Annotated in this window: 24 protein-coding genes; 3 read left to right on the top strand and 21 right to left on the bottom strand. The window is 61.7% G+C overall.

What is annotated here, in order from left to right; translation table 11 throughout:
• Window positions 1-6 precede the first annotated feature (6 nt).
• The 5 genes from JV201_RS05500 to ppc all read right to left on the bottom strand — a co-directional run bounded on the left by JV201_RS05500 (window position 7) and on the right by ppc (window position 5,676).
• Complete coding sequence (locus JV201_RS05500) at window positions 7-867, bottom strand: DUF72 domain-containing protein (protein ID WP_219406606.1); 861 nt, start codon at window positions 865-867, stop codon at window positions 7-9.
• Complete coding sequence (locus JV201_RS05495; RefSeq protein ID WP_003219213.1) at window positions 867-1,178, bottom strand: hypothetical protein; 312 nt, start codon at window positions 1,176-1,178, stop codon at window positions 867-869. The genes JV201_RS05500 and JV201_RS05495 overlap by 1 nt, the downstream gene beginning before the upstream one ends.
• 160 nt (window positions 1,179-1,338) lie before the next feature.
• Complete coding sequence (gene tsaB, locus JV201_RS05490) at window positions 1,339-2,025, bottom strand: tRNA (adenosine(37)-N6)-threonylcarbamoyltransferase complex dimerization subunit type 1 TsaB (RefSeq protein ID WP_003219215.1); 687 nt, start codon at window positions 2,023-2,025, stop codon at window positions 1,339-1,341.
• A gap of 89 nt (window positions 2,026-2,114) precedes the next feature.
• Window positions 2,115-2,762 (bottom strand): adenylate kinase, encoded by a 648-nt coding sequence (adk, locus tag JV201_RS05485; protein WP_003219217.1) that lies wholly within the window; start codon window positions 2,760-2,762, stop codon window positions 2,115-2,117.
• Window positions 2,763-3,030: 268 nt separating this feature from the next.
• The gene (gene ppc / locus JV201_RS05480) at window positions 3,031-5,676 is read right to left on the bottom strand and encodes a phosphoenolpyruvate carboxylase (RefSeq protein ID WP_219406605.1); all 2,646 of its coding nucleotides are present in this window, start codon (window positions 5,674-5,676) and stop codon (window positions 3,031-3,033) included.
• A gap of 187 nt (window positions 5,677-5,863) precedes the next feature.
• Between ppc and JV201_RS05475 the strand changes: the two genes are divergently transcribed.
• The 3 genes from JV201_RS05475 (at window position 5,864) to JV201_RS05465 (ending at window position 7,762) form a co-directional block, all read left to right on the top strand.
• Complete coding sequence (locus JV201_RS05475) at window positions 5,864-6,208, top strand: hypothetical protein (RefSeq protein WP_003219222.1); 345 nt, start codon at window positions 5,864-5,866, stop codon at window positions 6,206-6,208.
• Between the two features lie 284 nt (window positions 6,209-6,492).
• Window positions 6,493-6,921 carry a DUF4398 domain-containing protein gene (locus JV201_RS05470; RefSeq protein WP_003219226.1) on the top strand — a complete coding sequence of 143 codons (429 nt, stop codon included), beginning with the start codon at window positions 6,493-6,495 and terminating at the stop codon, window positions 6,919-6,921.
• A gap of 55 nt (window positions 6,922-6,976) precedes the next feature.
• Window positions 6,977-7,762 (top strand): OmpA family protein, encoded by a 786-nt coding sequence (locus JV201_RS05465; protein WP_003219227.1) that lies wholly within the window; start codon window positions 6,977-6,979, stop codon window positions 7,760-7,762.
• A gap of 28 nt (window positions 7,763-7,790) precedes the next feature.
• Here the strand turns inward: JV201_RS05465 and JV201_RS05460 are convergent, their stop codons facing one another.
• From JV201_RS05460 to JV201_RS05385, 16 genes are all read right to left on the bottom strand, one after another.
• Complete coding sequence (locus tag JV201_RS05460) at window positions 7,791-8,024, bottom strand: hypothetical protein (RefSeq protein ID WP_003219229.1); 234 nt, start codon at window positions 8,022-8,024, stop codon at window positions 7,791-7,793.
• Between the two features lie 209 nt (window positions 8,025-8,233).
• A complete protein-coding gene (locus JV201_RS05455) occupies window positions 8,234-8,479 on the bottom strand; it encodes a hypothetical protein (RefSeq protein WP_219406604.1) in 246 nt (81 codons plus the stop codon).
• A gap of 112 nt (window positions 8,480-8,591) precedes the next feature.
• Window positions 8,592-8,918 (bottom strand): hypothetical protein, encoded by a 327-nt coding sequence (locus tag JV201_RS05450; RefSeq protein ID WP_003219233.1) that lies wholly within the window; start codon window positions 8,916-8,918, stop codon window positions 8,592-8,594.
• Window positions 8,915-9,820 (bottom strand): alpha/beta hydrolase, encoded by a 906-nt coding sequence (locus tag JV201_RS05445; protein WP_102368211.1) that lies wholly within the window; start codon window positions 9,818-9,820, stop codon window positions 8,915-8,917. The genes JV201_RS05450 and JV201_RS05445 overlap by 4 nt, the downstream gene beginning before the upstream one ends.
• A 172-nt stretch (window positions 9,821-9,992) precedes the next feature.
• Window positions 9,993-11,270, bottom strand: coding sequence for a flavohemoglobin expression-modulating QEGLA motif protein (locus JV201_RS05440; protein ID WP_003219237.1), 1,278 nt, complete (start codon window positions 11,268-11,270; stop codon window positions 9,993-9,995).
• A 21-nt stretch (window positions 11,271-11,291) separates the two neighbouring features.
• Window positions 11,292-11,840 (bottom strand): hypothetical protein, encoded by a 549-nt coding sequence (locus JV201_RS05435; RefSeq protein ID WP_008431109.1) that lies wholly within the window; start codon window positions 11,838-11,840, stop codon window positions 11,292-11,294.
• Window positions 11,841-11,856: 16 nt separating this feature from the next.
• Window positions 11,857-12,573 carry a TetR/AcrR family transcriptional regulator gene (locus JV201_RS05430; protein ID WP_134325823.1) on the bottom strand — a complete coding sequence of 239 codons (717 nt, stop codon included), beginning with the start codon at window positions 12,571-12,573 and terminating at the stop codon, window positions 11,857-11,859.
• A gap of 152 nt (window positions 12,574-12,725) precedes the next feature.
• Window positions 12,726-14,228, bottom strand: coding sequence for a lysine--tRNA ligase (gene lysS, locus JV201_RS05425; RefSeq protein WP_219406603.1), 1,503 nt, complete (start codon window positions 14,226-14,228; stop codon window positions 12,726-12,728).
• Window positions 14,229-14,306: 78 nt separating this feature from the next.
• A protein-coding gene (gene prfB, locus JV201_RS05420; protein ID WP_096236834.1) for a peptide chain release factor 2 occupies window positions 14,307-15,402 on the bottom strand; the annotation gives its coding sequence in 2 pieces (ribosomal slippage) (window positions 14,307-15,329 and window positions 15,331-15,402; 1,095 coding nt in all).
• A gap of 247 nt (window positions 15,403-15,649) precedes the next feature.
• The gene (locus JV201_RS05415; RefSeq protein ID WP_219406602.1) at window positions 15,650-16,651 is read right to left on the bottom strand and encodes a diguanylate cyclase; all 1,002 of its coding nucleotides are present in this window, start codon (window positions 16,649-16,651) and stop codon (window positions 15,650-15,652) included.
• 51 nt (window positions 16,652-16,702) lie between these two features.
• Window positions 16,703-17,713: a chemotaxis response regulator protein-glutamate methylesterase gene (locus tag JV201_RS05410; protein WP_003219250.1), complete on the bottom strand. Its 1,011-nt coding sequence runs from the start codon at window positions 17,711-17,713 to the stop codon at window positions 16,703-16,705.
• Window positions 17,710-20,013: a hybrid sensor histidine kinase/response regulator gene (locus JV201_RS05405; RefSeq protein WP_102368209.1), complete on the bottom strand. Its 2,304-nt coding sequence runs from the start codon at window positions 20,011-20,013 to the stop codon at window positions 17,710-17,712. Before JV201_RS05405 ends, JV201_RS05410 begins: the two co-directional genes overlap by 4 nt.
• Window positions 20,010-20,696 carry a chemotaxis protein CheW gene (locus JV201_RS05400; protein ID WP_102368208.1) on the bottom strand — a complete coding sequence of 229 codons (687 nt, stop codon included), beginning with the start codon at window positions 20,694-20,696 and terminating at the stop codon, window positions 20,010-20,012. The genes JV201_RS05405 and JV201_RS05400 overlap by 4 nt, the downstream gene beginning before the upstream one ends.
• Window positions 20,693-21,955 carry a protein-glutamate O-methyltransferase CheR gene (locus JV201_RS05395; protein ID WP_219406601.1) on the bottom strand — a complete coding sequence of 421 codons (1,263 nt, stop codon included), beginning with the start codon at window positions 21,953-21,955 and terminating at the stop codon, window positions 20,693-20,695. The genes JV201_RS05400 and JV201_RS05395 overlap by 4 nt, the downstream gene beginning before the upstream one ends.
• Window positions 21,955-22,467: a chemotaxis protein CheW gene (locus JV201_RS05390; protein ID WP_102368206.1), complete on the bottom strand. Its 513-nt coding sequence runs from the start codon at window positions 22,465-22,467 to the stop codon at window positions 21,955-21,957. The genes JV201_RS05395 and JV201_RS05390 overlap by 1 nt, the downstream gene beginning before the upstream one ends.
• The coding region (locus tag JV201_RS05385) for a methyl-accepting chemotaxis protein (protein ID WP_257903292.1) at window positions 22,467-23,675 on the bottom strand (1,209 nt) is incomplete at its 5' end. The genes JV201_RS05390 and JV201_RS05385, both read right to left, overlap by 1 nt.

Below are 23,675 nucleotides of genomic sequence, written 5' to 3'. Positions count from 1 at the left end.
GGAGCCTTAGAGTAACCCCAGTTGCTCCGCTTCGGGTTCTCGATGAATCTGCGGTAAGGCCGGCAAGCCGGGCAAACGCAGCATCAATTTCTCATGAAAGCGCAAGGCAAGTTGGGCGGCCAGGCAGTTGTCGGAAGTGTGAAGAAACACGTAGGGCGTACGCCCCTCTTCGATCCAGCCGGCGACCTTTTCAATCCAGGGCACCAGGAACGGATCATTGGCTTCCAACTCCGGATGGCCGATAAAGCGCACTTGCGGAAACTGCGTCAGCGCCGCCGGGCGAGGCGGCACCTTGGGCTTTTTCGATTGGGCGTGCAGCACGGCTGCCGAGGTGGAGGTGCAACTGAACAACGCACGCGGGTCCAGGCAGATGCGCTCGACACCGCGGTCGCGCAGCAAGCGGTTGAGACTGCGCTCGGCGTCGCCCTTGGCGAAAAATTCCGAGTGACGCACCTCCACCGCCAACGGTCGCTCCAGCCCGTCGATAAACCCGGCCAACTCACCCAGGCGCTGCGGGGTAAAACTGGCCGGCAGCTGCAGCCACAACGGCGAAACGCGCTCGCCCAACGGGCTCATCAACCCCAGGAAACTTTCCGCCGCCGGCAACTGCTCGATCAGGTTGCCGCTGTGGCTAATATCCCCCGGAAACTTGGCCGTGAAGCGAAAATGCTCGGGCATGATTTCAGCCCAGCGCTGCACGGTAGCGACGGAAGGACGGGCGTAGAACGTGGTGTTGCCCTCGACGGCGTTGAAGACCTGGGAATACAGGGCAAGGTAATCGCTGGAGCGGGCGTCGGCGGGATACAGGTATTCGCGCCAGGCGTTTTCACTCCAGGACGGACAACCGAGGTAGTAAGGCAACAGCATCAGATATGGATATCGAGGCCCAGCACTTCCATATCCCATTCGACAAAGCCGGCAGTGGTCAGGTAGCTGGCCAGGGCATTGGCGACGTTTTTGCTCATGGAGCGCGGGAAGATCATGTCTTGCTGGCGGGCAGGAACGCCGCTGGTGCGTGCACCGCCGGAACCCTGGGAACGGGTTGAAACAGCAGTGTTGTCAGACTGGATTTCAACAAAATCGGGCGAGTCTTCGACGGAGTCGTCTACCGTCACGTTCGCCTTGCGAGGCTTGCGCTTGAGGGGGTAGGACTGTGATGAAAAGCCGTCTATGCGCATACATGCGAACTCGGTATCGGTGATGGCATTTTAGTGGCGCTTTCCATGGCGCGCAAATGCTCTGGTGATAACTAGAACACATAATTGGTAAAAGGTTTAAAAGCGCGGGCAAATTCTGACGATTGGCTATTTTTGTCTGAAATTGCCCGCACTTTTGACGTCAAATAATCCCGCGTTCAGCCTTGGTCTGCGCCACTTTATCCCGCAGGTACACGGGCGCCGCCTGGTCCGCCGGAATCGCCTCGCCTCGCTCCCAGGCAAAGCGTGCCAGGGCCAGCAGGTCTTCTGCGTGGGGCAGCATCCCCGCATCCTGGCCGGCAAGCGTCACGCCAATGCGCTCGCCGTAGCCCCAGCCGGTGCCGGCACCGAACCAGTCGCCGCTGGCATCAGCCGGCAAGGCCGCCGTTTCAGGCGACAGCACAGCTTCAGCCCCCACCAGGCGCATCTCGCCAGCGGTTTCGCGGTAGCAGCCCCAATACACTTCATCCATGCGCGCATCGATGGCCGCCGCGACCTGGTTGGCGCCGTGTTCGCGAAACGCGCGCTGCGCCAGCACCGCCAGGTTGGACACCGGCAACACCGGACGCTCCAGCGCAAATGCCAGGCCCTGGACCACACCAATAGCGATGCGCACACCGGTGAACGCACCCGGGCCGCGCCCGAATGCGATGGCGTCCACCGCCGACAAGGTGGTGCCCGCGTCCAGCAGCAATTGCTTGATCATCGGCAACAGCTTCTGCGCGTGCAGGCGCGGGATCACCTCGTAGTGGCTCGTAACCTTGCCATCGTGCAGCAGGGCAACGGAGCAAGCTTCAGTCGCGGTGTCCAGGGCCAGCAAGGTGCTCATCGGTGTATGCATCCACGTTGAAAAAAAGTGCGTCAGTATAAACAACAACGGCCCGCAAGCGGGCCGTTGTCAATCAAGCGGATGAACGATCAGATCAGCGCTTGCAGTACTTTGCCAGTGATGGCTTCAACCGAACCCACACCTTCGATGTGGCTGTACTTCGGCTTGCCCTGGGCGGCCGAGAGTTTCTGGTAGAAGTCCACCAGCGGCTTGGTCTGGGAATGGTAGACCGACAGGCGATGACGCACGGTCTCTTCGGTGTCGTCCTTACGCTGCACCAGGTCTTCGCCGGTGACATCGTCCTTGCCCGCGACTTTCGGCGGGTTGTAGACGATGTGGTAGACGCGGCCCGAGGCCTCGTGAACACGACGACCGGCAATACGCTGCACGATCTCTTCGTCTTCAACGGCGATTTCCACCACGTTGTCCAGCTCGACGCCTGCCTTCACCAGGGCTTCAGCCTGGGGAATGGTGCGCGGGAAGCCATCGAACAGGAAACCGTTCTTGCAGTCGTCCTGGCTGATGCGTTCCTTGACCAGGTTGATGATCAGGTCATCGGAGACCAGGCCGCCGCTGTCCATCACGCTCTTGGCGATCAGGCCCAGCTCGGTGCCGGCCTTGACGGCCGCACGCAGCATGTCGCCGGTGGAGATTTGTGGAATGCCGAATTTTTCAGTGATGAACTTTGCCTGAGTACCTTTACCGGCCCCGGGAGCTCCCAGCAGAATGACGCGCATCGATGTGCTCCTCAATTTTTTATAAAGATGACGCTCGGATTCGCCGCATGGGGCCAATCTCGGAAATTTTGGGTCCAGGCCGCACAAACGGCCAAAGGCTGATCAAGATACACAGCAGGCCCAAACCACACAAGCCGCCGAAAGTAGGAGAAACCCGCGCCGCGCTGGCTTTATAGGCAGGTACAACCCTGACAGCAAAACGCCGGTCGCCAATTTTACGGCGACCGGCGCGGGGTATCTGCAAGCTATTGAGAACACGCCATAAATGTCAGCCGGTGTTGCGCAAACCAGCGGCAATACCGGCCACAGACACCAGCAGCGCCTGTTCCAGAGGGCTGTCCTGTGCCGCTTCCTGTTGCCGCGATCGGGCCAGCAATTCGGCCTGCAGCAGGTGCAACGGGTCCAGGTAGGTGTTGCGCAGGCGGATGAACTCAAGCGTATCGGGGCTGTGGGCCAGCAGCTGAGACTGGCCAGTCAGGCCAAGCACCACACTGCACGCCTGCGACAATAGGTCGCGTAAGTGCGCGCCCAATGGCAGCAGATCGGGCTGCACCAATCGCTCGTCATACAGCCGGGCGATGTCGGCGTCGGCCTTGGCCAGCACCATTTCCAGCATATCGATGCGGGTACGAAAGAACGGCCACTGCTCGCGCATCTGCCCCAGCAACTCGCCTTCGCCACGCTCCAGGGCATTGTTCAACGCCGCTTCCCAGCCGAGCCAGGCGGGCAGCATCAGGCGGGTCTGGGTCCAGCCGAAGATCCACGGGATCGCCCGCAGGCTTTCAATGCCACCAGCCCGGCGCTTGGCCGGACGACTGCCCAGGGGCAAGCGACCCAGTTCCTGCTCCGGGGTCGACTGGCGGAAATACTCGACGAACTGCGGATTTTCCCGCACCACGGCGCGGTAAGCACTGACACCGTCGGCGGCCAATTCGTCCATCAAGTGGCGCCAGGCCGGCTCCGGTGGTGGCGGTGGCAGCAAGGTTGCCTCCAGCACCGCCGCCAGGTACAGGTTGAGGTTCTGCTCGGCGATGTCCGGCAGGCCGAACTTGAAGCGGATCATCTCGCCCTGCTCAGTGGTACGGAAACGCCCCGCCACCGACCCAGGAGGCTGCGACAGAATCGCCGCGTGAGCCGGGCCGCCGCCGCGGCCTACGGTGCCGCCACGACCGTGGAACAGCAGCAGTTCGACTTGTTGTTCGCGGCAGATTTCCACCAGCCGTTCCTGGGCCCGGTATTGCGCCCAGGCGGCGGCGGTAGTGCCCGCGTCCTTGGCCGAATCCGAGTAGCCGATCATCACTTCCTGCGGGCCTTGCAGACGGGCGCGATAACCCGGCAACAGCAGCAGTTTTTCGATCACCGGGCCTGCGTTGTCCAGGTCAGCCAGGGTCTCGAACAACGGCACTACCCGCATCGGCCGTTGTACGCCGGACTCCTTGAGCAGCAGTTGCACGGCCAATACATCCGACGCGGCGCCGGCCATGGAGATGACGTAGGAACCCAGGGATGCAGCAGGTGCGGCGGCGATTTCCTTGCAGGTGTTCAGCACTTCGGCGGTGTCTGCCGAGGGTTTGAAGTAACCCGGCAACAAGGGGCGACGGTTGGCCAGTTCCTTCATCAGGAAGCTGATGCGCGCCTCTTCGTCCCAATCCTCGTACCGGCCAAGGCCCAGGTAGTCGGTGATTTCGGTCATGGCCGCGCAGTGGCGGGTGGAGTCCTGGCGTACGTCGAGGCGCACCAGGAACAGCCCGAACGTGACCGCCCGACGCAAGCAATCCAGCAGCGGGCCGTCGGCAATCACGCCCATGCCGCAGCTATGCAGCGACTCGTAGCACAGTTGCAAAGGCTCGAGCAGGTCGCGGTTGTTTTGCAGCACGTCGGCAGGCGCCGGCGTGGTGCTGGTCAACGAGGTGTGGGCCCATTGGCGTGTGGCGCGCAGCCGCTCACGCAATTGCTTGAGCAACGCCCGGTAAGGTTCGACGCTGTCACCCACCTTGGACTGCAATGCCGGGCTGGCCTGTTGCATAGACAGTTCGGAGGCGAGGTGGTCGATGTCGCGCAAGTACAGGTCAGCGGCCATCCAGCGCGCCAGCAACAGCACTTCGCGGGTGACCGGGGCGGTGACGTTGGGGTTGCCGTCGCGGTCGCCGCCCATCCAGGAAGCGAAGCGAATCGGCGCGGCCTCCAGAGGCAGGCGCAGGCCGGTAGCCGCGTGCAAGGCGTGATCGGCCTTGCGCAAATAATTCGGGATGGCGTGCCACAACGAATGCTCGATCACCGCAAAGCCCCACTTGGCTTCGTCTACCGGCGTGGGCCGGGTGCGGCGGATTTCTTCGGTGTGCCAGGCTTCGGCGATCAGGCGTTGCAGGCGATTGCGGATCTGCTCGCGCTCGGCGGTGGTGAGGTCGCGGTGATCCTGCAGGGCCAGTTGTGCGGCGATGGCGTCGTATTTCTGGATCAGGGTGCGGCGGGCGACTTCGGTGGGGTGAGCGGTGAGCACCAGTTCGATTTCCAACCGGCCCAACTGGCGCGCCAGGGATTCGCTGCTGTGGCCTTCACTCTGCAGGCGCGCCAGCAGTTCCGGCAGCACCCGCGACTCGAACGGCGCCGGGGTTGATTCATCACGGCGGTGGATCAACTGATACTGTTCGGCGATATTGGCCAGGTTGAGAAACTGGTTGAAGGCCCGCGCCACCGGCAGCAGTTCGTCTTCCTTGAGTTGATTGAGGCTGGCGCTCAGCTCTTCGCCGGCCACCTGCTCCGAGGCTGCGCCACGGCGGTCGGCCTTGGCGCCTTTACGGATCTGCTCGATCTTGTCGAGGAATTCATCGCCGTACTGTTCTCGAATCGTGTTGCCCAACAGTTCACCCAGCAGGTGAACATCCTCACGCAAACGTGCATCGATATCGCTCATCAGCCAATCTCCAGCAGAAAATCCGGGACGCTTTGATCTTCAAGAGTGCCGCCCACGGCGACGTCTTACAAGGAACTTTAAACCTTGTGAGTTGCAGCTAGTCTCAACAGTAAGCCGCAGCGTTATCCGCGCTGGCCGGCTGGTCACTCATCATCGCCCGCGTACCGTGGGCTCCATTGAGGTTGCCATGAAAATCCGAGAACTGGCCCAGCATTGGGAAGAAAACGCCAAGGGTCGCCTGACCAAAACCGAATACGCCATCCATCTGGACGTGGAAGCCGCCGCCAGGCTGGCGGCGATCTCCGAGATGTACCCCAAACGCCATACCGAAGAACTGCTCGGCGAGTTGATTGGCGCAGCCCTCGAAGAGCTGGAAGCGAGCTTTCCCTACATCAAGGGCAAGCAGGTGATTGCCACCGATGAGGAAGGCGATCCGCTGTATGAGGATGTCGGCCCAACCCCACGTTTTCTCAGCCTGTCACGGCGTTACCTACACGATTTGTCAGCTCAGTCCGACAAGCAGAAACACTAGTAAACCTGCGCCTCAAAACCCTTAACCTCCCGTATTCAGGGCCTCCCACAGGCCCTGGATACCGCTGCGCCATGCAAAAGTTCCAACTTTTAAACGCTGACCGTTCAGTCAAATATTTTTTTAGGCAAATCGCCATCTTCGCTGAACTATTCAAAAAAGCCTCCGGTCACAGCCAGTAAGCCATCACTTGGAACAGCCGTTTGAATAGGCGTCCTGAGCTAACCGCCGGGCCCCGCAGACACTGCAAGCCGGAGATGGATTTGATGTTTTTCAGGAGTTACCTAATGGAGTTGAAGACGATGAAGACCAGCACTGCCAAAACCTCGTTTAACCACCTGCGCGGGCTTAAATTGGCCGCGCTGGCAATCGGCACCAGCTTCGTACTGGCTGGCTGCGCCGGCAACCCGCCGACCGAGCAATACGCTGTGACCCAATCTGCGGTGAACAGCGCTGTCAGCGCCGGCGGTACCGAGTTCGCAGCCGTGGAGATGAAGTCTGCCCAGGACAAACTGAAGCAAGCTGAAATCGCCATGCACGACAAGAACTACGACGAAGCCCGTCGCCTGGCCGAACAGTCCGAGTGGGACGCTCGCGTAGCAGAGCGTAAAGCCCAGGCTGCCAAGGCCGAACAGGCTGTGAAGGATTCCCAGAAAGCTGTTCAGGAGCTGCGTCAGGAAGGCATGCGCCCGGCTGTGATCCAGCCGCAACAATAAGCCGCCGCCCCTGATTGCATTGCACCCGAAACCGAATTGAAAGGACGACACGACTATGCGTAAACAATTGATGATCCCTGCCCTGCTGGCGATGAGCGTTGCTCTGGCGGCTTGCTCCACCCCGCCGAACCAGAACCTGGAAAATGCTCGGACCAACTTCTCGGCCCTGCAAGCCAACCCGCAAGCCACCAAGGTAGCGGCGCTGGAAACCAAAGATGCCAGCGACTGGCTGGACAAGGCTGACAAGGCCTACCGCGACAAGGAAGACCAGAAGAAGGTCGACCAACTGGCCTACCTGACCAACCAGCGCGTTGAAGTGGCCAAGGACACCATCGTCCTGCGTGAGTCCGAAGCCAAGCTGAAAAACGCCGGTGACGAACGTGCCCGCGCCCTGCTGCAGGCCCGTGACGCGCAGATCAAGCAACTGCAAGACAGCTTGAACGCCAAGCAGACTGATCGCGGCACACTGGTGACCTTTGGTGACGTGCTGTTCGCCACCAACAAGTCAGACCTCAAGTCCAGCGGCCTGGTGAACATCACCAAGCTGGCGCAGTTCCTGCGCGATAACCCGGACCGTAAAGTGATCGTCGAAGGCTACACCGACAGCACCGGTTCCGACTCGTACAACCAGAGCCTGTCCGAGCGCCGCGCCGCTTCCGTACAGCGCGCACTGGCCAACCAGGGTGTGGATATCTCGCGCATCGTGACCCAGGGCTATGGCAAGGAATACCCGGTTGCCGATAACGGCAGCGTTTCGGGCCGCGCCATGAACCGCCGCGTTGAAGTGACCATCTCCAACGACAACCAGCCGGTCAAGCCACGTTCTTCGATGGCCAACTGATCGATTGATGCTGGAAAAAAAACCCACGTTACTGTGGGTTTTTTTTGGGGTCGTCGTACCGGACAGGTCGGTTGGGATCCTCGGCTGGTAGCTCTATCTTCCCGCCGTAGCCATGTTCCGACAGCTTGTCGAGCAAGTGCTTGAGCTTATGATCCTCGGCGTCGAGCATTTCCAGCTTCTCGTGCCCCCTGAGCATGTTCACCATGTTGCTTATTGCAGCAATATCTATCGCCACCTTCTCGCCCCGACTCGTGTAAATCACATCGCTTCTGTGGTGCGTTACGCAATACGGTTCCAAATATTTCCATCATCAACTACGACTGCACTGGAGGGCCCTGCCCGCACACCACGCCGCCCGCTCCGTCGCTGAATGATCGTTTGAGGCCGCATGAAAAATCCCGCCAAATGGCGGGATTCTTTTATTTGCAGGCCAGGAATCAAGAGGTCCCAGTGCGCTTCAAGAGCATCGGGTCAGTAGCTTACTTGCGCCGAGTTATCCTGCTCCTGCCCTTTGAGTTGGGCCAGCTCCGCCTCGAGCCTCTTGAGCCTTTCCTCAAGGCTTTCTTCGCCCTGCGCGCCCTGTGCACCACCGCCTCCTTGGGCGATCTGGTTCTTCAACTTCTGAATCTCTTGTTCCAATTGCTGAAGTCGCGAATCACCTCCCCCCGCACCGGCAGTGAATGGGGAAGACGAGTTGTTTACGCGAGGAATGTCCATTCAAGTGACTCCAAATTAAGTATCCGAGATAACCGATCCAGCGCTGCTGGCCAGTACGGAATCTGTGGTAATCCACTTAAAATGGTTCCAGACCTTTCCCACTTGGCTCGCGCTACTGCTCCAATTGCGGCGTTTCCTGCCCCATGCAACGCACTGCCTGCTTCTTGCTGTTGACCAGTACGCCGGTCAGCCCTTTCTGTTCGGTATCAAACAGCACCAGCACGCCATCAACGCATTGCGCCACCTGGGCGGCCGGGGTCAGGGAGATTTTGTAGTCCTCGCCCGGCACGGTCTTGAGCATGGTGAAGTCGCTGAGCAGCAACGCATCCTCGGGCTTGGCGAAGTGCAAATAGCCGTAGTACCACAGGCAGCCAACGGTACCGATGATGGTGCCGATGCCGGTGAGGATCAGGGGGATCATGTTGCGTTCTTCGCTCATTGCGGGTTCTCTGCGTTGGAATTCGGGGCCGCCGGGTAATTGGGGATTTCACCCAGGCGGCGCAGCCCGTTGAAATGCTGGGGGTCGTCCAGGTAGCGCAGCATCACGGTTTGCCAGGTCTTGTCGGCAAAGGTTTGCACGTGGCCACCGCGGGTCAGTTGCAGCACCCGCGGTGGCGGCGCAGCCTGATACAGGCGAATGCCGTTGGAGAGCGGCACGATCGGGTCATCCAGGCTATGGAATAACAATTTCGGCACGCCGGTCAGTCGGGGCATGGCGTTGATCGCACTGTCGGCGTCCGGCACCAGCCACGACAACGGCACCTGGAACGGCCATGTTAGCCAGGAGGTGCTGAGGGCGAATTGTCCTACGTCACGATAACTGGCCGGCACACCGTCCAGTACCAGCGCCTTGAGCTGCGGCTGACGTTCGGGATGTTCCGCCAGGTAGTGCACCACTAACGCGCCGCCCAGGCTTTGGCCGAGCACGATCAACGGCTGGCCCTGGGTTTCGGGGGCGCTGTCGATCCACTTGAAGGCAGCGTCGATGTCCTGGTAAACCGCCGGCAGCGAAGGTTCGCCTTCGGACAGCCCGTAGCCGCGATAGTCCACCAACAGCACTTGATAGCCCTGCTCCGGCAGCCACCAGCTGCCGCCGAGGTGCCAGGCGAGATTGCCGCCATTGCCGTGCAGGTGCAGCACCGTGCCCTTGAGCGGCACGCCGGCCTTGGCCGGCAGCCACCAGGCGTGGAGCTTCAGGCCATCGGCGGTGGTCAATGTGACGTCACGGTATTGCAGACGAGCCTTTTCCGGGGTGAACGGCATGCCGCGCTCCGGATAGAACAATAAGGAGCTGCAGCCGTTAAGGGTCAGTAGCAGGCAAAGAATGCCGAGGATTCTCATCCGTTGAAGCCTCGTGAATGGGTTGGGAACGATCCTGAAGACCTATGGAGATCAAAGGTGGAGCGGGCTTGCTCGCGAATGCGGTGATTCAGTAACCACATCTGTTGCTGATACACCGCATTCGCGAGCAAGCCCGCTCCCACATTTTGACTGAGTTCCTTCAGAGATATCGTTAAAGGATATTGGAGTAATCCGCCTCGATCCGGTCCAGGCTCAAATGGTTGAGGAAGTTGGAGAAACACATCCACGCCGCCAACGCATTCATGTCGCGGAACTGATCCGGCAGGTATTTGGGTGGCACCACCAGGCCTTCGTCCACCAGTTGGCGCAGGGTACGCATGTCTTCCAGGGTGGTCTTGCCGCAGAACAACAACGGCACTTGCTCCAGCTTGCCTTTGCGCACGGCCAACTGAATGTAGTTGTAAACCATGATAAAGCCCTTGAGGTAGGACAAATCCTTGGTAAACGGCAGACCCGTAGGCGTCGACCCACGGAAAACCCGGCTGGCGTTGCCGTAGCTTTCCGCCATCTCAAAGCCCTGCTCACGGAAGAACTCGAACACCTGCAGGAAGTCGGCACCCTGCTCCACCATATGAATGGCGCGAGTGCGGTTGGTCAGCTTGCGCAGGCGGCTGGGGTAGGAGGCGAAGGTGATGATTTCCATCAGGATCGCCAGGCCTTCCTGGGTCACGGTCGACGAGGGCGGACCTTTGGACAGGAAGGTGCAGATCGGCTGGTTCTGCCCATTGAGGGTGGTGCCCACGTGCACCAGGCCTTCATGGACCTCCAGGGCGCGCACGTCGCGGTCGTTGAACATCGCGTCGGCGCGGATCTTGATGTAGTCGGCACCTGCCGCCGCGTCCGCCACGATACCGTCGGACTCGAACACCCGGATGGTTTCCTCGGCCTCGCCGAATACCTTGTTCAGGCGGCTCTGCAGCAGGTTGACGGCGTCCTTGGCGGTCAGGGTCTTGGCTTCGTCCTTGAGGTCGCCACGGCCATCGATATTGTTCAGGTAGTCCGACATCATCAGGCCGAGGTCGGCCAGGGTCGGGTCACCGGCATGGAACGCATCGGAAGCGGCGCCATACAGCTCCTGGGAGATCAGGCCGAAATCCTCGGTGCCCCGCGCTTCGAGCATGCGCACCACCATGCGGTACTCCTTGCACATGCGCCGCATGATCTGCCCGACCGGGTTGAACTGGCCAAGCTGGCGGGTGATGTCGCGCTCGATGTTCTGGAACTCCAGCTTCACCGCGCTGGAATCGAACGACAGCGGCCGGGTCAGGTAGTAGTCGCGGTCCACCGCCGGCATTTCCTTGCCCTTGGCCTTGAGGAATCCCTGGCGAATATTCTCGTCCCACTTCACGGCGTCGAGGACGCGAATCGGTGTTTGCGCCAGCACAATGCGATCGGACAAGGCGCGTATCGTCTGCTGGTAATCGTCCACCCGGTACTTCCTCTTTAAACGTTATTTGCCTGCACGCTGGTAGCGCACGGCTTCGACGAACACATCGGCATTGGCCGGATCATCCAGGTACGCAAATACCCGGGCCATGGAACTGTCGATCAACACACCGGCACCCTCGACGGTTTCGACGGTGCTGCCACTCAGGACCTTCTGGCCGACCGCCTGGTGGACCTGATCCAGGTCGAGGTTGTAGACCACCAGCTCGTGCTCATCATTCAATTCGAACCCGGCGAGGATGTAATGCCCGCCGAACCTGGCCGGCAATGGCGCCGACAGATACCAGCGGCTGCCATGCCGGGAAACCGTGAACAGGTATTCATCCCGCTGGCCCGGCTTGGCCTTAGGGTAGCTCACGGCTTTGTAGCGGTGCTCACCGACGCGGCTGATTTGCAGGTTGAGCGGCTCACCCCAGGCGTTTTTGCTGGCCCATTTGCCAAGCAGACCATCAGGCGCCGCCTCGCTGGCGGGCAACGGGTCCTTGAAGGTCACCAGGCAACCGCTGAGCAACAGGAACGACAAGGCGATCACGACGACGCGCCAGGCTTTCATTGGACAATCCCCTGTGTCAGACCGAAGCCAACACCAAATGCATGTAACGCTTGAGGATCTCAAGCATTTCTTCGCTGGTCAGAGGCTCTGCGCCGCCCAGCAGGCCCTGATATTCCATCCGACCGATAATCGCCGTCAACACTTTGGCATCCTGTTGCGGCTCGCGGGAACCCAATACCTGGAAAAACTGGCAAGTGCCCTGCAGCAGGATTTGCTGGTGGGAGCGCACCAGCTCGCCCAGGCGCGGGTTCAGCAGCGCTTCCTGGCGAAACGCCTGCTCGGCCATCAGGTGCTCACGGCGGTTGAGCAATTGGCGTTGCACGTAATCGGCGGTCAGGCGCGCGATGTCATCGGCCAGTTGCGAGCGCGACTGCGGGCTGCCGTCGCCATAAGCCACCATCTCGCGCAGCAGGCCTTCGTTACGCACCCACAACTTGCCCATGAACGCGGCGCTGCGCTCCACATATTGGGCGAAGGTGTCGGTGAGCAGGTCGTCGATGTCCTTGAAGTAATAGGTGGTGGCCGACAACGGCACACCGGCTTCCGCCGCCACCGCACGGTGACGCACGGCACGCACGCCTTCGCGTACCACGATGCGCATCGCTGCATCGAGAATGTCCTGCCTGCGCTGCTCACTGCCCCGGCGACTGGCCTTGCGGCCCTGGTACTGAACACTTTCAGCCACGGCAGCGGCAATGCCGGCGGCACCCTTTTGAGCCATTACGCGGTTCACGACGGATCTTCCTCCACAGTGTGACGCGGAGCGTCACGGGCTGCGTTCCCACGCGGAGCGTGGGAACGATCACCTGGCGCTGTTTACTTGACGCTTATAAACGCCACATAAAAAAGCCGCCTTATAAAAGGCGGCTTCGGATTTCGCTACGGTTACGCTTGTGGCCGCATGTGCGGGAACAAGATCACGTCACGGATCGACGGCGAGTTGGTCAACAACATCACCAACCGGTCGATGCCGATACCTTCACCGGCGGTAGGCGGCATGCCGTATTCCAGGGCGCGTACGAAGTCGGCGTCGTAGTGCATCGCCTCGTCGTCGCCAGCGTCCTTGTCGGCCACCTGGGCCATGAAGCGCTCGGCCTGGTCTTCGGCATCGTTCAGCTCGGAGTAGGCGTTGGCGATTTCACGGCCGCCGATGAACAGCTCGAAACGGTCGGTGACGTTCGGGTTGTCATCGTTGCGACGGGCCAGCGGCGACACTTCGAACGGGTACTGGGTAATGAAGTGCGGCTGCTCCAGCTTGTGCTCAACCAGCTCTTCGAAAATCATCACCTGCAATTTGCCCAGGCCTTCGAAGCCCAGCACCTTGGCGCCGGCTTTCTTGGCGATGGCGCGGGCCTTGTCGATGTCGTTCAGGTCATCGGCGGTCAGCTCAGGGTTGTACTTGAGGATCGAATCGAACACCGACAGGCGCACGAACGGCTCGCCGAAGTGGAACACCTTGTCGCCGTACGGCACGTCGGTGGTGCCCAGGACCAGTTGCGCCAGTTCGCGGAACAGTTCCTCGGTCAGGTCCATGTTGTCTTCGTAGTCGGCGTAGGCCTGGTAGAACTCCAACATGGTGAATTCAGGGTTGTGACGGGTCGAAACGCCTTCGTTACGGAAGTTGCGGTTGATCTCGAACACTTTTTCGAAGCCGCCAACAACAAGCCGCTTGAGGTACAGCTCAGGCGCAATACGCAGGAACATTTCCATGTCCAGCGCGTTGTGGTGGGTTTCGAATGGCTTGGCTGCGGCACCACCCGGGATGGTTTGCAGCATCGGCGTTTCAACTTCGAGGAAGTCGCGCTTCATCAGGAAGCTGCGGATGTGCGCAATAACCTGCGAACGCACGCGGAAGGTCTGGCGCACTTCTTCGTTGACGATCAGGTCAACGTAGCGCTGGCGATAGCGCTGCTCGGTGTCGGTCAGGCCGTGGTGCTTGTCCGGCAGCGGGCGCAGGGATTTGGTCAGCAGGCGCACGCTGGTCATTTCAACGTACAGGTCACCCTTGCCGGAACGGGCCAGGGTGCCTTCGGCGGCAATGATGTCGCCCATGTCCCAGGTTTTCACCGAGGCCAGGGTTTCTTCGGACAGGGTTTTACGGTTGACGTAGACCTGGATGCGACCGGTCATGTCCTGGATCACCATGAACGAGCCACGGTTGAGCATGATGCGACCGGCAACCTTGACCGGGATTGCAGCCTCTGCCAGCTCTTCCTTGGTCTTGTCCGCGTACTGTTTCTGCAAGGCATCGCAGTAGTTTTCGCGGCGGAAGTCGTTCGGGAAGGCATTGCCCTTGGCGCGCTCGGCAGCAAGCTTTTCCTTGCGCTGGGCGATCAGGGAGTTTTCTTCCTGTTGCAGGGCTTGCGGGTCGAGTTGTTGGTCGCTCATGTCTTTAAATTTTCCATCAGGTTCGTTGTCCCCGGCCTGCGGCCGGGGATCGCCGGCAAGCCGGCTCCTACAAAGGAGTTACAGGCCAGATTTCAGGCTGGCTTCCAGGTATTCGTCGATATCACCGTCGAGCACCTTGTCGCAGTCGCTGCGTTCGATGTTGGTACGCAGATCCTTGATCCGCGACGCGTCGAGCACATACGAGCGGATCTGGTGACCCCAGCCGATATCCGACTTGGTGTCTTCCAGCGCCTGGGACGCGGCGTTGCGTTTCTGCATTTCCTGCTCGTACAACTTGGCCCGCAGCATTTTCATGGCGGTGTCCTTGTTCGCGTGCTGGGAACGTTCGTTCTGGCAGCTCACCACGGTATTGGTCGGTACGTGGGTAATACGTACGGCCGAGTCGGTGGTGTTTACGTGCTGGCCACCGGCACCGGAGGAACGGTAGGTGTCGATCCGCAGGTCTGCCGGGTTGATCTCGATTTCCACCTTGTCGTCGATCTCTGGCGAGACGAAAACGGCGGAGAACGACGTGTGGCGACGGTTGCCGGAGTCGAACGGGCTCTTGCGCACCAGGCGGTGTACGCCGATCTCGGTCCGCAGCCAGCCAAAGGCGTATTCGCCCTTGATGTGCACGGTCGCGCCCTTGATGCCGGCGACCTCACCGGCCGACAGTTCCATGATGGTCGCGTCGAAACCGCGTTTGTCGGCCCAGCGCAGGTACATGCGCAACAGGATGTTGGCCCAGTCCTGGGCTTCGGTGCCGCCGGAACCGGCCTGGATGTCCAGGTAGGCGTTGTTCGGGTCCATTTCATGGCTGAACATGCGGCGGAATTCGAGTTTGGCGAGGTTTTCCTCGAGACGGGCCAGCTCGGCGACGACATCGCCCACTGCGCCTTCGTCGTTTTCTTCGACGGCCATGTCCAGCAGGTCGCGGCAATCGCCCAGACCGGTGTTCAATTCGTCGAGGGTGTCGACGATCTGCGCCAGCGCAGCGCGCTCGCGGCCCAGTTCCTGGGCATATTCAGGTTTGTTCCAGACAGCCGGATCTTCAAGCTCGCGATTGACTTCGGTCAGACGCTCATGCTTTTGATCGTAGTCAAAGATACCCCCGAATAGTTTCGGAGCGCTCGGACAGGTCCTTGATGGTGTTAAGGATCGGGTTGATTTCCATGGCGGGCAGCACTCGTTGGCGAACTTTTGAAAGCCGACGAGTATAACGACAAACGGCTGATAACGGCAGTCCGCTTGGCCGAAAAGGCGGGGATATGCACCATCCAGACAGCGATGAAGATCAAATGTGGGAGCGGGCTTGCTCGCGAATGCGGTGGTTCAGTCGCCAGATGCATTGACTGACACACCGCATTCGCGAGCAAGCCCGCTCCCACATTAGGTCTGCGACATCCCGCAGACCGTATTCCCTACTCGATCCCCACCTGATTGCGCCCATTGTGCTTGGCCAGGTACAGGCCCTTGTCCGCCGCCGAGATCAATTGCCGGCAATCGGTGCCCTGCACCGGGGTCATGGTCGCCAAGCCGATACTGATGGTCAGGCTCGCCCCTTCTGCCGGGGCAATGTGCGGGATTTTCAGGCTCGCCACCGCCTGGCGCAGCTTCTCGGCCACCAGCCGCGCACCGCCCGGCGAGGTATTGGGCAGCACCAGGGCAAACTCTTCACCGCCATAACGCGCCGGCAAATCCGAAGGACGGCTGCTGGCATCACGAATGGTCGCCGCCACCTTGCGCAACGCCTCGTCGCCTTCCAGGTGGCCGAAACCGTCGTTGTAGGTCTTGAAGAAGTCCACGTCGATCATCAGCAGCGACAGTTGGGTCTGGTCACGCATGGCGCGGCGCCATTCCAGTTCCAGGTATTCGTCGAAATGCCGGCGATTGGACAGCCCGGTCAGGCCGTCGGAGTTCATCAGCCGTTGCAGCACCAGGTTGGTGTCCAGCAACTGCTGTTGGCTGACCCGCAGCGCCCGGTAGGCCGCGTCCCGTTGCAACAGGGTCATGTAGGAGCGCGAGTGATAGCGGATGCGCGCCACCAGTTCGATGTTATCCGGCAGCTTGACCAGGTAATCGTTGGCCCCGGCAGCAAACGCCGCGCTCTTGATCAGCGGGTCTTCCTTGGTGGAAAGCACGATGATCGGGATGTTCTGCGTCGCCGGGTGATTGCGGTATTCGCGCACCAGGGTCAGGCCATCGAGACCCGGCATCACCAGGTCCTGCAGGATCACCGTCGGCTTGATACGGATCGCCTGGGCAATGGCCTGGTGCGGGTCGGCGCAAAAGTGGAAGTCGATATTGTCTTCATGGGCCAGGCCCCGGCGTACGGCCTCGCCGATCATCGCCTGGTCGTCGACGAGCAGCACCATGGCGGCGTTTTCGTCGGTCTTGAAGTCGTCGAGCTGCAAATCATTCATTTACGGTCACCTGAATTACTACCTGCAGGCCAGGACAGCGTGTGATATCGGTCATTTTGCGAATACCTCCAGCAATCGTGGCGCAATTCTGTCCAATGGGCGAATTTCAACAGCCGCGTCAATCGCCGCTGCCGCTTTGGGCATGCCGTAAACAGCACAGCTTTGCTGGTCCTGCGCGATGGTCAGGTAGCCTTGCTGACGCATCAACTTAAGTCCCTGGGCGCCATCACGCCCCATCCCCGTCAGCAGCACGCCAACGGCATCGCCATTCCAGTAGCTGGCGACGCTCTCGAAAAACACGTCGATAGACGGCCGATAAATCTCGTTCACAGGTTCGGCGGTATAGGCCAGCGTGCCGTTCTTCAGCAGGCGAATGTGATGGTTGGTGCCCGCCAGCAACACGACACCGCTTTGGGGCGGCTCGCCTTCCCGGGCCAGGCGCACCGGCAGGCCCGAGGCACTGCTCAGCCATTCAGCCATGCCGGCGGCGAACACCTGGTCCACATGCTGCACCAGCACAATGGCCGGCGAGAAGTCCCGGGGCAAGCCCTTGAGCAGGGATTCCAGGGCAGCCGGGCCGCCTGCGGACGAACCGATGGCCACCAGGCTCTGGCGTTTGCCCGTGGCCCGCTGGGGCGCAGGCTCGGCCCGCACGCGGCTGCCACGCTGGCCAATCAGCCAGCCGATATTGAGGATCTTGCGCAACAGCGGTGCCGCGGCGTCCTTCGGATTGCCCACGCCCAGTGCAGGGGTGTCAACCACGTCCAGGGCGCCATGGCCCATGGCTTCGAATACACGGCTGACGTTGGCCTGGCGGTCGACGGTGACAATCAGGATCGCACAAGGCGTCTCGGCCATGATCTGCCGGGTGGCCTCCACACCGTCCATCACCGGCATGATCAGGTCCATCAGAATCAGGTCGGGCGTGAACTCGGCGCAACGCTGCACTGCTTCCAGGCCGTTGCCCGCAACCCACACCACTTCGTGGGCCGGCTCTAGGCTCAACGCCCGGCGCAAGGCCTCCACGGCCATGGGCATGTCATTGACGATCGCAATCCTCATGCCCGTGCTCCTCCGATCAGCTCCACCACCGCGTCCAACAGCGCGTCGTCATGGAAGCTGGCCTTGGCTAGATAATAGTCGGCGCCGGCGTCCAGTCCACGACGACGGTCTTCTTCCCGATCCTTGTAGGAAACAACCATCACCGGCAGGGATTGCAGGCGAGTATCACGGCGCAAGAGTGTGACCAATTCAATACCGTCCATGCGAGGCATATCAATGTCCGTGATCAGCAGGTCGAAGTCTTCGGAGCGCAGCGCGTTCCAGCCATCCATGCCATCGACTGCCACGGCCACTTCATAACCGCGATTAAGTAACAATTTGCGTTGCAGCTCGCGCACGGTCAGCGAGTCATCCACCACCAGAATACGCTTGCGCGGTGCTTCGAGGGTTTGCTGGGTGCGTCGGGCGATGCGCTCCAGACGACCGGTATTCAGCAGTTTGTCCACCGATCGCAGCATGTCTTCGACGTCGACGATCAGCACCACCGAACCGTCATCGAGCAACGCTCCGGCGGAGATGTCCTGGACCTTGCCCAACCGGTCGTCCAGGGGTAATACCACCAGCGTGCGTTCGCCGATAAAACGCTCCACGGCAATCCCGTAGACCGCATCGCGCTCGCGGATCACCACGACCTTCAGGGTTTCCTGACTGCCCTGCCCCGGCGGGCGCTGCAGCAACTGGCTGGCGGCGACCAGGCCGACATGCCGGCCTTCGTGCCAGAAATGCTGGCGGCCTTCCAGTTGCACGATGTCGTCGGGCGCAAGATCGCACATGCGCTCGATGTGGGCCAGCGGGAAGGCGTAGGCCTCTTCGCCAACTTCCACCACCAGGCTGCGCACTACCGACAGGGTCAACGGCACCTCCAGGTGGAAGCGACTGCCCTGCCCCGCCGTCTGCTCCAGCACCACCGCGCCGCGCAACTGGCGCACCATATGCTGCACCGCATCCAGGCCGACCCCGCGCCCCGAGACCTCGGTGACCTTGTCCCGCAGGCTGAACCCCGGCAGGAACAGGAACGTGAGCAGTTCCTCTTCGCTCAGGCGCAGGGCGGTTTCCACCGGCGACAAATGCCGGTCGACGATGGTGCCGCGCAGGCGCTCCAGGTCGACACCGTTACCGTCGTCGCTCAATTCCAGCACCAGCAAGCCGGCCTGGTGAGACGCCCGCAGGCGGATCAGGCCTTCAGCCGGTTTGCCCGCCAGCAGGCGTTGCTCGGGCATTTCAATGCCGTGGTCAACAGCATTGCGCAGTAAATGGGTCAGCGGCGCTTCGAGTTTTTCCAGCACATCGCGGTCGACCTGGGTTTTCTCGCCTTCGATTTCCAGGCGTACCTGTTTACCAAGGCTGCGGCCCAGGTCACGCACCATGCGCACCTGCCCGGCCAGCACGTCGGCAAACGGCCGCATGCGGCACGCCAGCGCCGTGTCGTACAAGACTTGGGCGCGTTGCCCGGCCTGCCAGCCGAACTCGTCGATTTCGGCGGTTTTTTCCGCGAGCAGCGCCTGGGCTTCGCTCAACAGGCGGCGGGTATCAGCCAGCGCTTCCTGGGCTTCCAGGCTCAGGTCGACGGTCTTGAGGTGGCCGTCGAGGTTTTCCAGGGCGCGGGCGCTGTTGCTCTGGATGCGCTTGAGGCGTTGCAAGCTGGCGAGGTAAGGCTTGAGCCGCTGGGTTTCCACCAGGGACTTGCTGGACAGGTCCAACAGGCTGTTCAAGCGTTCGGCGGTCACCCGCAACACCCGCTCTCCGCCTTCGGTCATGCGCTTATTTTGGCGTGGCAGTTCGGCACTGACCGGCGGCGCGGGCTCGGGCTCCGGCGGCAGGGTCAGCAGCGCTTCCATCGACAATTCAGGTTCTGGCGCGGGTGTGGGCGGCGGCGCAGGCTTTGGCGCAGCGGGCGGCGCAACTTTCTGCGACGGATCGAGCAACCGCTCCATCAATGCCACATAGGACTCGATGTCCGCCGGGCCCACGGTGTTGCCCGGCGTGGCAATGCGCATCAGCAAATCGGTGCCTTGCAGCAGTGCGTCGATATGTTCCGGCAGCAGGTACAAGCGGCTTTCCTGGGCGCTGACCAGGCAATCCTCCATCACGTGGGCCACGCTGACCCCCGCGTCCACCCCGACAATCCGCGCCGCGCCCTTCAGGGAATGGGCGGCGCGCATGCAGGCTTCGAGCTGGTCGGCCTGGGTCGGGTTGCGCTCCAGGGCCAGCAGGCCGGCGCTGAGCACCTGGGTCTGGGCGTCGGCTTCCAGGCTGAACAGCTCCAGCAGCGAGGCATCGCGCATCTGGTCGGGGGTCATGTGAGGCTCCGGGTCACGGCAGACAACAATTGCGCCTCGTCCAGCCAGCGCAGGCTGCGGCCTTTCCACTGCAACACCCCTTGGGTATAGCGGGCGCTGGCCTGGGTGCCGGAGGCAGACGCCGCGTTCAAGGTCCGTTCATCAATGGCATGGATACCGTCCACTTCGTCCACCGGCACCACCACCGGGCCGTCCTGCGCCGCGATGATCAGCATGCGCGGCATGATTCGTGCGCCACTGGGGCCGCTGCCGGTGCTGTCCAGCCCCAGCAATTCCACCAGGGACAGGCACGCCACCAGTGCGCCACGCACGTTGGCCACGCCCAGCAAGGCGCGGGAACGCTGATGGGGCAAGGAATGGATCGGCTGCAACGGCGCCACTTCCACCAGGCAGCGAGTGGCGATGCCCAGCCATTCTTCGCCGAGGCGGAACATCAGCAGCGAACGGGTGAGGACATCACCCTCGACTTCCGGCGTCGCGACGGGGCGGTGATCGTCCTGCTGCAAGGCATAACGGTCGAGCAGGCGCGTGGCGGCGGCGGAATACACCGAGCAATTGCGACAGTGAATGTGCTCGGCCAGCAACGGGCAGGACTTGTCACCGTGGATGCCGATGCGGTTCCAGCAGTCATCGATGGCCTGGGTATCGGCCAGGGTCAGGTTCAGCTCGGGATCCAGGGTCATGATTTACGCTCACTGTCAGCTCGCTCGCTGCGCGCGGCACGAGCCTGCAAACGCCGGGCGCCGGCGACATCGCCCTGGGACTCGAGCAACGCGGCCAGGTGCATCAAGGCCTGCGGGTGCTGGGGTTCCAGGTACAAGGCTTTTCTGTAATAACCCTGGGCTTCCAGGGCGCTGCCGGCCACATCGCTGAGCAGGCCCAGCCAATAAAACACCTGGGCCGCCGGCGGATGGCTCTGCAAATAACGCTCGCAGGCAGCACGGGCTTCCAGGCTCTTGCCTTCATTGGCCAGGGTCGCAATCTGACTGAGCAGATCGGCGGCGTCCGACTGCGGGGGCGGCGGCTTGATCGGTACCACTTGGGCACTGACGGTGCTGAACGGCCGGGGCTTGGTCGGGATAGGCGCGGCACTGCGCTGAGGAATCGGCGCGGGCATCGGCACAAATACCGGTTCAGGCGCGGGCTCCGCATGCCGGCTGAAGGCAAACGACTGCGGCACGCCAATCGAACGCATGCCCAGGCGCCCCAGCAGGCTGCCTTCGGCAGGCCCGATAAACAGCACGCCGTCGACGTGGGTCAGGCCCTTGAGCACTTCAAACACCTGCTTCTGGGTCGGCTGGTCGAAGTAGATCAGCAGGTTGCGGCAGAACACAAAATCGTAGGTGGGCTCGTTGGCCAGCAGCGTGGGGTCCAGCAGGTTGCCCACCTGCAGGCGCACTTGTTCGCGTACCCGGTCGGCAATCCGGTAGCCGTCGGTTTGCTCGGTGAAGTGGCGATCGCGGAACTCGAGGTCCTGGCCGCGAAACGAATTCTTGCCGTACACCCCACGGCGGGCGCGCTCCACCGACAGCGGGCTGACGTCCATGCCCTGCACCTTGAACTGATGCGGTGCCAGCCCGGCGTCGAGCAAGGCCATGGCAATCGAATAGGGTTCTTCGCCGGTGGAACACGGCAGGCTGAGGATCCGCAGGGCGCGCATCTGCTTGATTTCGGCCAGGCGGGCGACCGCCAGCCGGCCCAGGGTGGCGAAGGATTCGGGGTAACGGAAAAACCAGGTTTCGGGGACGATCACCGCTTCGATCAGCGCTTGCTGTTCGTCGGTGGAGGCCTGCAATTGCTGCCAGTATTGATCGGCGGTCTGCGCGCTGAGCGCCATGCTGCGCTGGCGTACGGCACGCTCGATGATCGCTTCGCCCACCGAGGCAACGTCCAGGCCAATGCGCTCCTTAAGGAAGTCGAAGAAGCGTTGATCACTGCTCATCAACCCTCCTCGCCCGCGGCAAACAGCAGCGCCTGCACGTCAGCCGTCAGCAGGTCCGCCACGCCGATCCACTGCATCAAGCCACGCTCGTCTTCGCGCACCGGGCCCAGGTAACGTGCCTGGCGGTTGTCCAGGCCGTAGGGCTGGAACTCCGCCGGGTCACAGCGCAGGGTATCGGTGGCCTGTTCGAGGATCAGCCCCAGCCAGCGTGCCGGAGTGAGTGCATCCGGCTGATAATTGACCAACACCAGGCGCGTGCTGGTGCGGGCCTGGGCCGGCGTACCGAAGGTCAAGGCACTGAGATCGATCACCGGCACCATCGCCCCGCGATGGGCAAAGATCCCGGCGACCCACGCAGGCGCATGGGCAATGGGCTTGAGCGGCAGGCGCGGCAGCACCTCGGCCACTTCCGTGGCCTTGAGGGCATACCGTTCATTACCGATGTGAAACACCAGGAACAGTGCTTTCTTCACTGCCGCAACGGCACCGCGTTTAGCCGCGAGGTCGTTCATCAGACTTTAAAACGCGACACGCCGCTGCGCAGGCCGACGGCGACCTGGCTCAGCTCGTCGATGGCAAAGCTGGCCTGACGCAGGGACTCCACGGTCTGGCTGCTGGCATCGCCCAACTGCACCAGCGCATGGTTGATCTGCTCGGCGCCGGTGGCCTGGGCCTGCATGCCTTCGTTGACCATCAACACCCGTGGCGCCAGGGCCTGCACCTGATGGATGATCTGCGACAACTGCTCGCCCACCTGCTGCACCTCGAACATGCCACGGCGCACTTCTTCAGAGAACTTGTCCATGCCCATCACCCCGGCCGACACCGCCGACTGGATCTCGCGCACCATCTGCTCGATGTCGTAGGTGGCCACGGCGGTCTGGTCGGCCAGGCGCCGCACTTCGGTGGCCACCACGGCAAACCCGCGACCGTACTCACCGGCCTTCTCGGCCTCGATGGCAGCGTTGAGGGACAACAGGTTGGTCTGGTCGGCGACCTTGACGATGGTCACCACCACCTGGTTGATGTTGCCGGCCTTCTCATTGAGGATCGCCAGCTTGGCGTTTACCAGGTCAGCTGCGCCCATCACCGAGTGCATGGTTTCTTCCATGCGCGCCAGGCCTTGCTGGCCGGAGCCGGCGGCCACCGAGGCCTGGTCGGCGGCGGTGGAGACTTCGGTCATGGTACGGACCAAGTCCTTGGAAGTAGCAGCGATCTCCCGCGAAGTAGCGCCGATCTCGGTGGTCGTCGCGGCGGTTTCAGTGGCCGTGGCCTGTTGTTGCTTGGAAGTCGCGGCAATCTCGGTGACCGAGGTAGTGACCTGTACCGAAGAGCGCTGTGCCTGGGACACCAGGGCGGTGAGCTCGGTCATCATGTCGTTGAAGCCGGTCTCTACTGCGCCGAATTCGTCCTTGCGTTCGAGGTTCAGGCGTTTGCTCAAGTCGCCGGTGCGCATGGTTTCGAGGATGTCGACGATGCGTTTCATCGGCGCCATGATCGCGCGCATCAGCAGCAGGCCGCAGAGGCCGGCGGCGAGGATCGCGAGGATCAGCGAGACGCCCATGCTGATTTTTGCAGCGGACACGGCGTCGTCGATAGCGTTGGTGGCGCGGTCCGCGACGTTTTTGTTTTCGGTGATGATGTCGTTGAGCTTCATGCGGCCTGCGGTCCAGGTCGGGGTCAGCTCGGCGTCGAACAGTTTGCGGGCGGCGGCCACGTC

The organism is Pseudomonas sp. Colony2 (assembly GCF_019382755.1).
Lineage (GTDB): Bacteria > Pseudomonadota > Gammaproteobacteria > Pseudomonadales > Pseudomonadaceae > Aquipseudomonas.
Note: the sequence above shows the minus strand (reverse complement) of the source record. Positions and strands in the feature narration are given on the sequence as shown.

Excerpts from the sequence above, each read along its gene's own strand:
- ppc (WP_219406605.1), bottom strand. The coding sequence starts at position 5,676 with ATGAGCGATATCGATGCACGTTTGCGTGAGGATGTTCACCTGCTGGGT.
- JV201_RS05405 (WP_102368209.1), bottom strand. The coding sequence starts at position 20,013 with ATGACCCCCGACCAGATGCGCGATGCCTCGCTGCTGGAGCTGTTCAGC.
- JV201_RS05495 (WP_003219213.1), bottom strand. The coding sequence starts at position 1,178 with ATGCGCATAGACGGCTTTTCATCACAGTCCTACCCCCTCAAGCGCAAG.
- JV201_RS05470 (WP_003219226.1), top strand. The coding sequence starts at position 6,493 with ATGGAGTTGAAGACGATGAAGACCAGCACTGCCAAAACCTCGTTTAAC.
- tsaB (WP_003219215.1), bottom strand. The coding sequence starts at position 2,025 with ATGAGCACCTTGCTGGCCCTGGACACCGCGACTGAAGCTTGCTCCGTT.
- JV201_RS05395 (WP_219406601.1), bottom strand. The coding sequence starts at position 21,955 with ATGAGCAGTGATCAACGCTTCTTCGACTTCCTTAAGGAGCGCATTGGC.
- JV201_RS05445 (WP_102368211.1), bottom strand. The coding sequence starts at position 9,820 with ATGAGAATCCTCGGCATTCTTTGCCTGCTACTGACCCTTAACGGCTGC.
- JV201_RS05410 (WP_003219250.1), bottom strand. The coding sequence starts at position 17,713 with ATGAGGATTGCGATCGTCAATGACATGCCCATGGCCGTGGAGGCCTTG.
- lysS (WP_219406603.1), bottom strand. The coding sequence starts at position 14,228 with ATGAGCGACCAACAACTCGACCCGCAAGCCCTGCAACAGGAAGAAAAC.
- JV201_RS05500 (WP_219406606.1), bottom strand. The coding sequence starts at position 867 with ATGCTGTTGCCTTACTACCTCGGTTGTCCGTCCTGGAGTGAAAACGCC.
- JV201_RS05455 (WP_219406604.1), bottom strand. The coding sequence starts at position 8,479 with ATGGACATTCCTCGCGTAAACAACTCGTCTTCCCCATTCACTGCCGGT.
- JV201_RS05400 (WP_102368208.1), bottom strand. The coding sequence starts at position 20,696 with ATGACCCTGGATCCCGAGCTGAACCTGACCCTGGCCGATACCCAGGCC.
- JV201_RS05390 (WP_102368206.1), bottom strand. The coding sequence starts at position 22,467 with ATGAACGACCTCGCGGCTAAACGCGGTGCCGTTGCGGCAGTGAAGAAA.
- JV201_RS05450 (WP_003219233.1), bottom strand. The coding sequence starts at position 8,918 with ATGAGCGAAGAACGCAACATGATCCCCCTGATCCTCACCGGCATCGGC.
- adk (WP_003219217.1), bottom strand. The coding sequence starts at position 2,762 with ATGCGCGTCATTCTGCTGGGAGCTCCCGGGGCCGGTAAAGGTACTCAG.
- JV201_RS05435 (WP_008431109.1), bottom strand. The coding sequence starts at position 11,840 with ATGAAAGCCTGGCGCGTCGTCGTGATCGCCTTGTCGTTCCTGTTGCTC.
- JV201_RS05475 (WP_003219222.1), top strand. The coding sequence starts at position 5,864 with ATGAAAATCCGAGAACTGGCCCAGCATTGGGAAGAAAACGCCAAGGGT.
- JV201_RS05465 (WP_003219227.1), top strand. The coding sequence starts at position 6,977 with ATGCGTAAACAATTGATGATCCCTGCCCTGCTGGCGATGAGCGTTGCT.
- JV201_RS05415 (WP_219406602.1), bottom strand. The coding sequence starts at position 16,651 with ATGAATGATTTGCAGCTCGACGACTTCAAGACCGACGAAAACGCCGCC.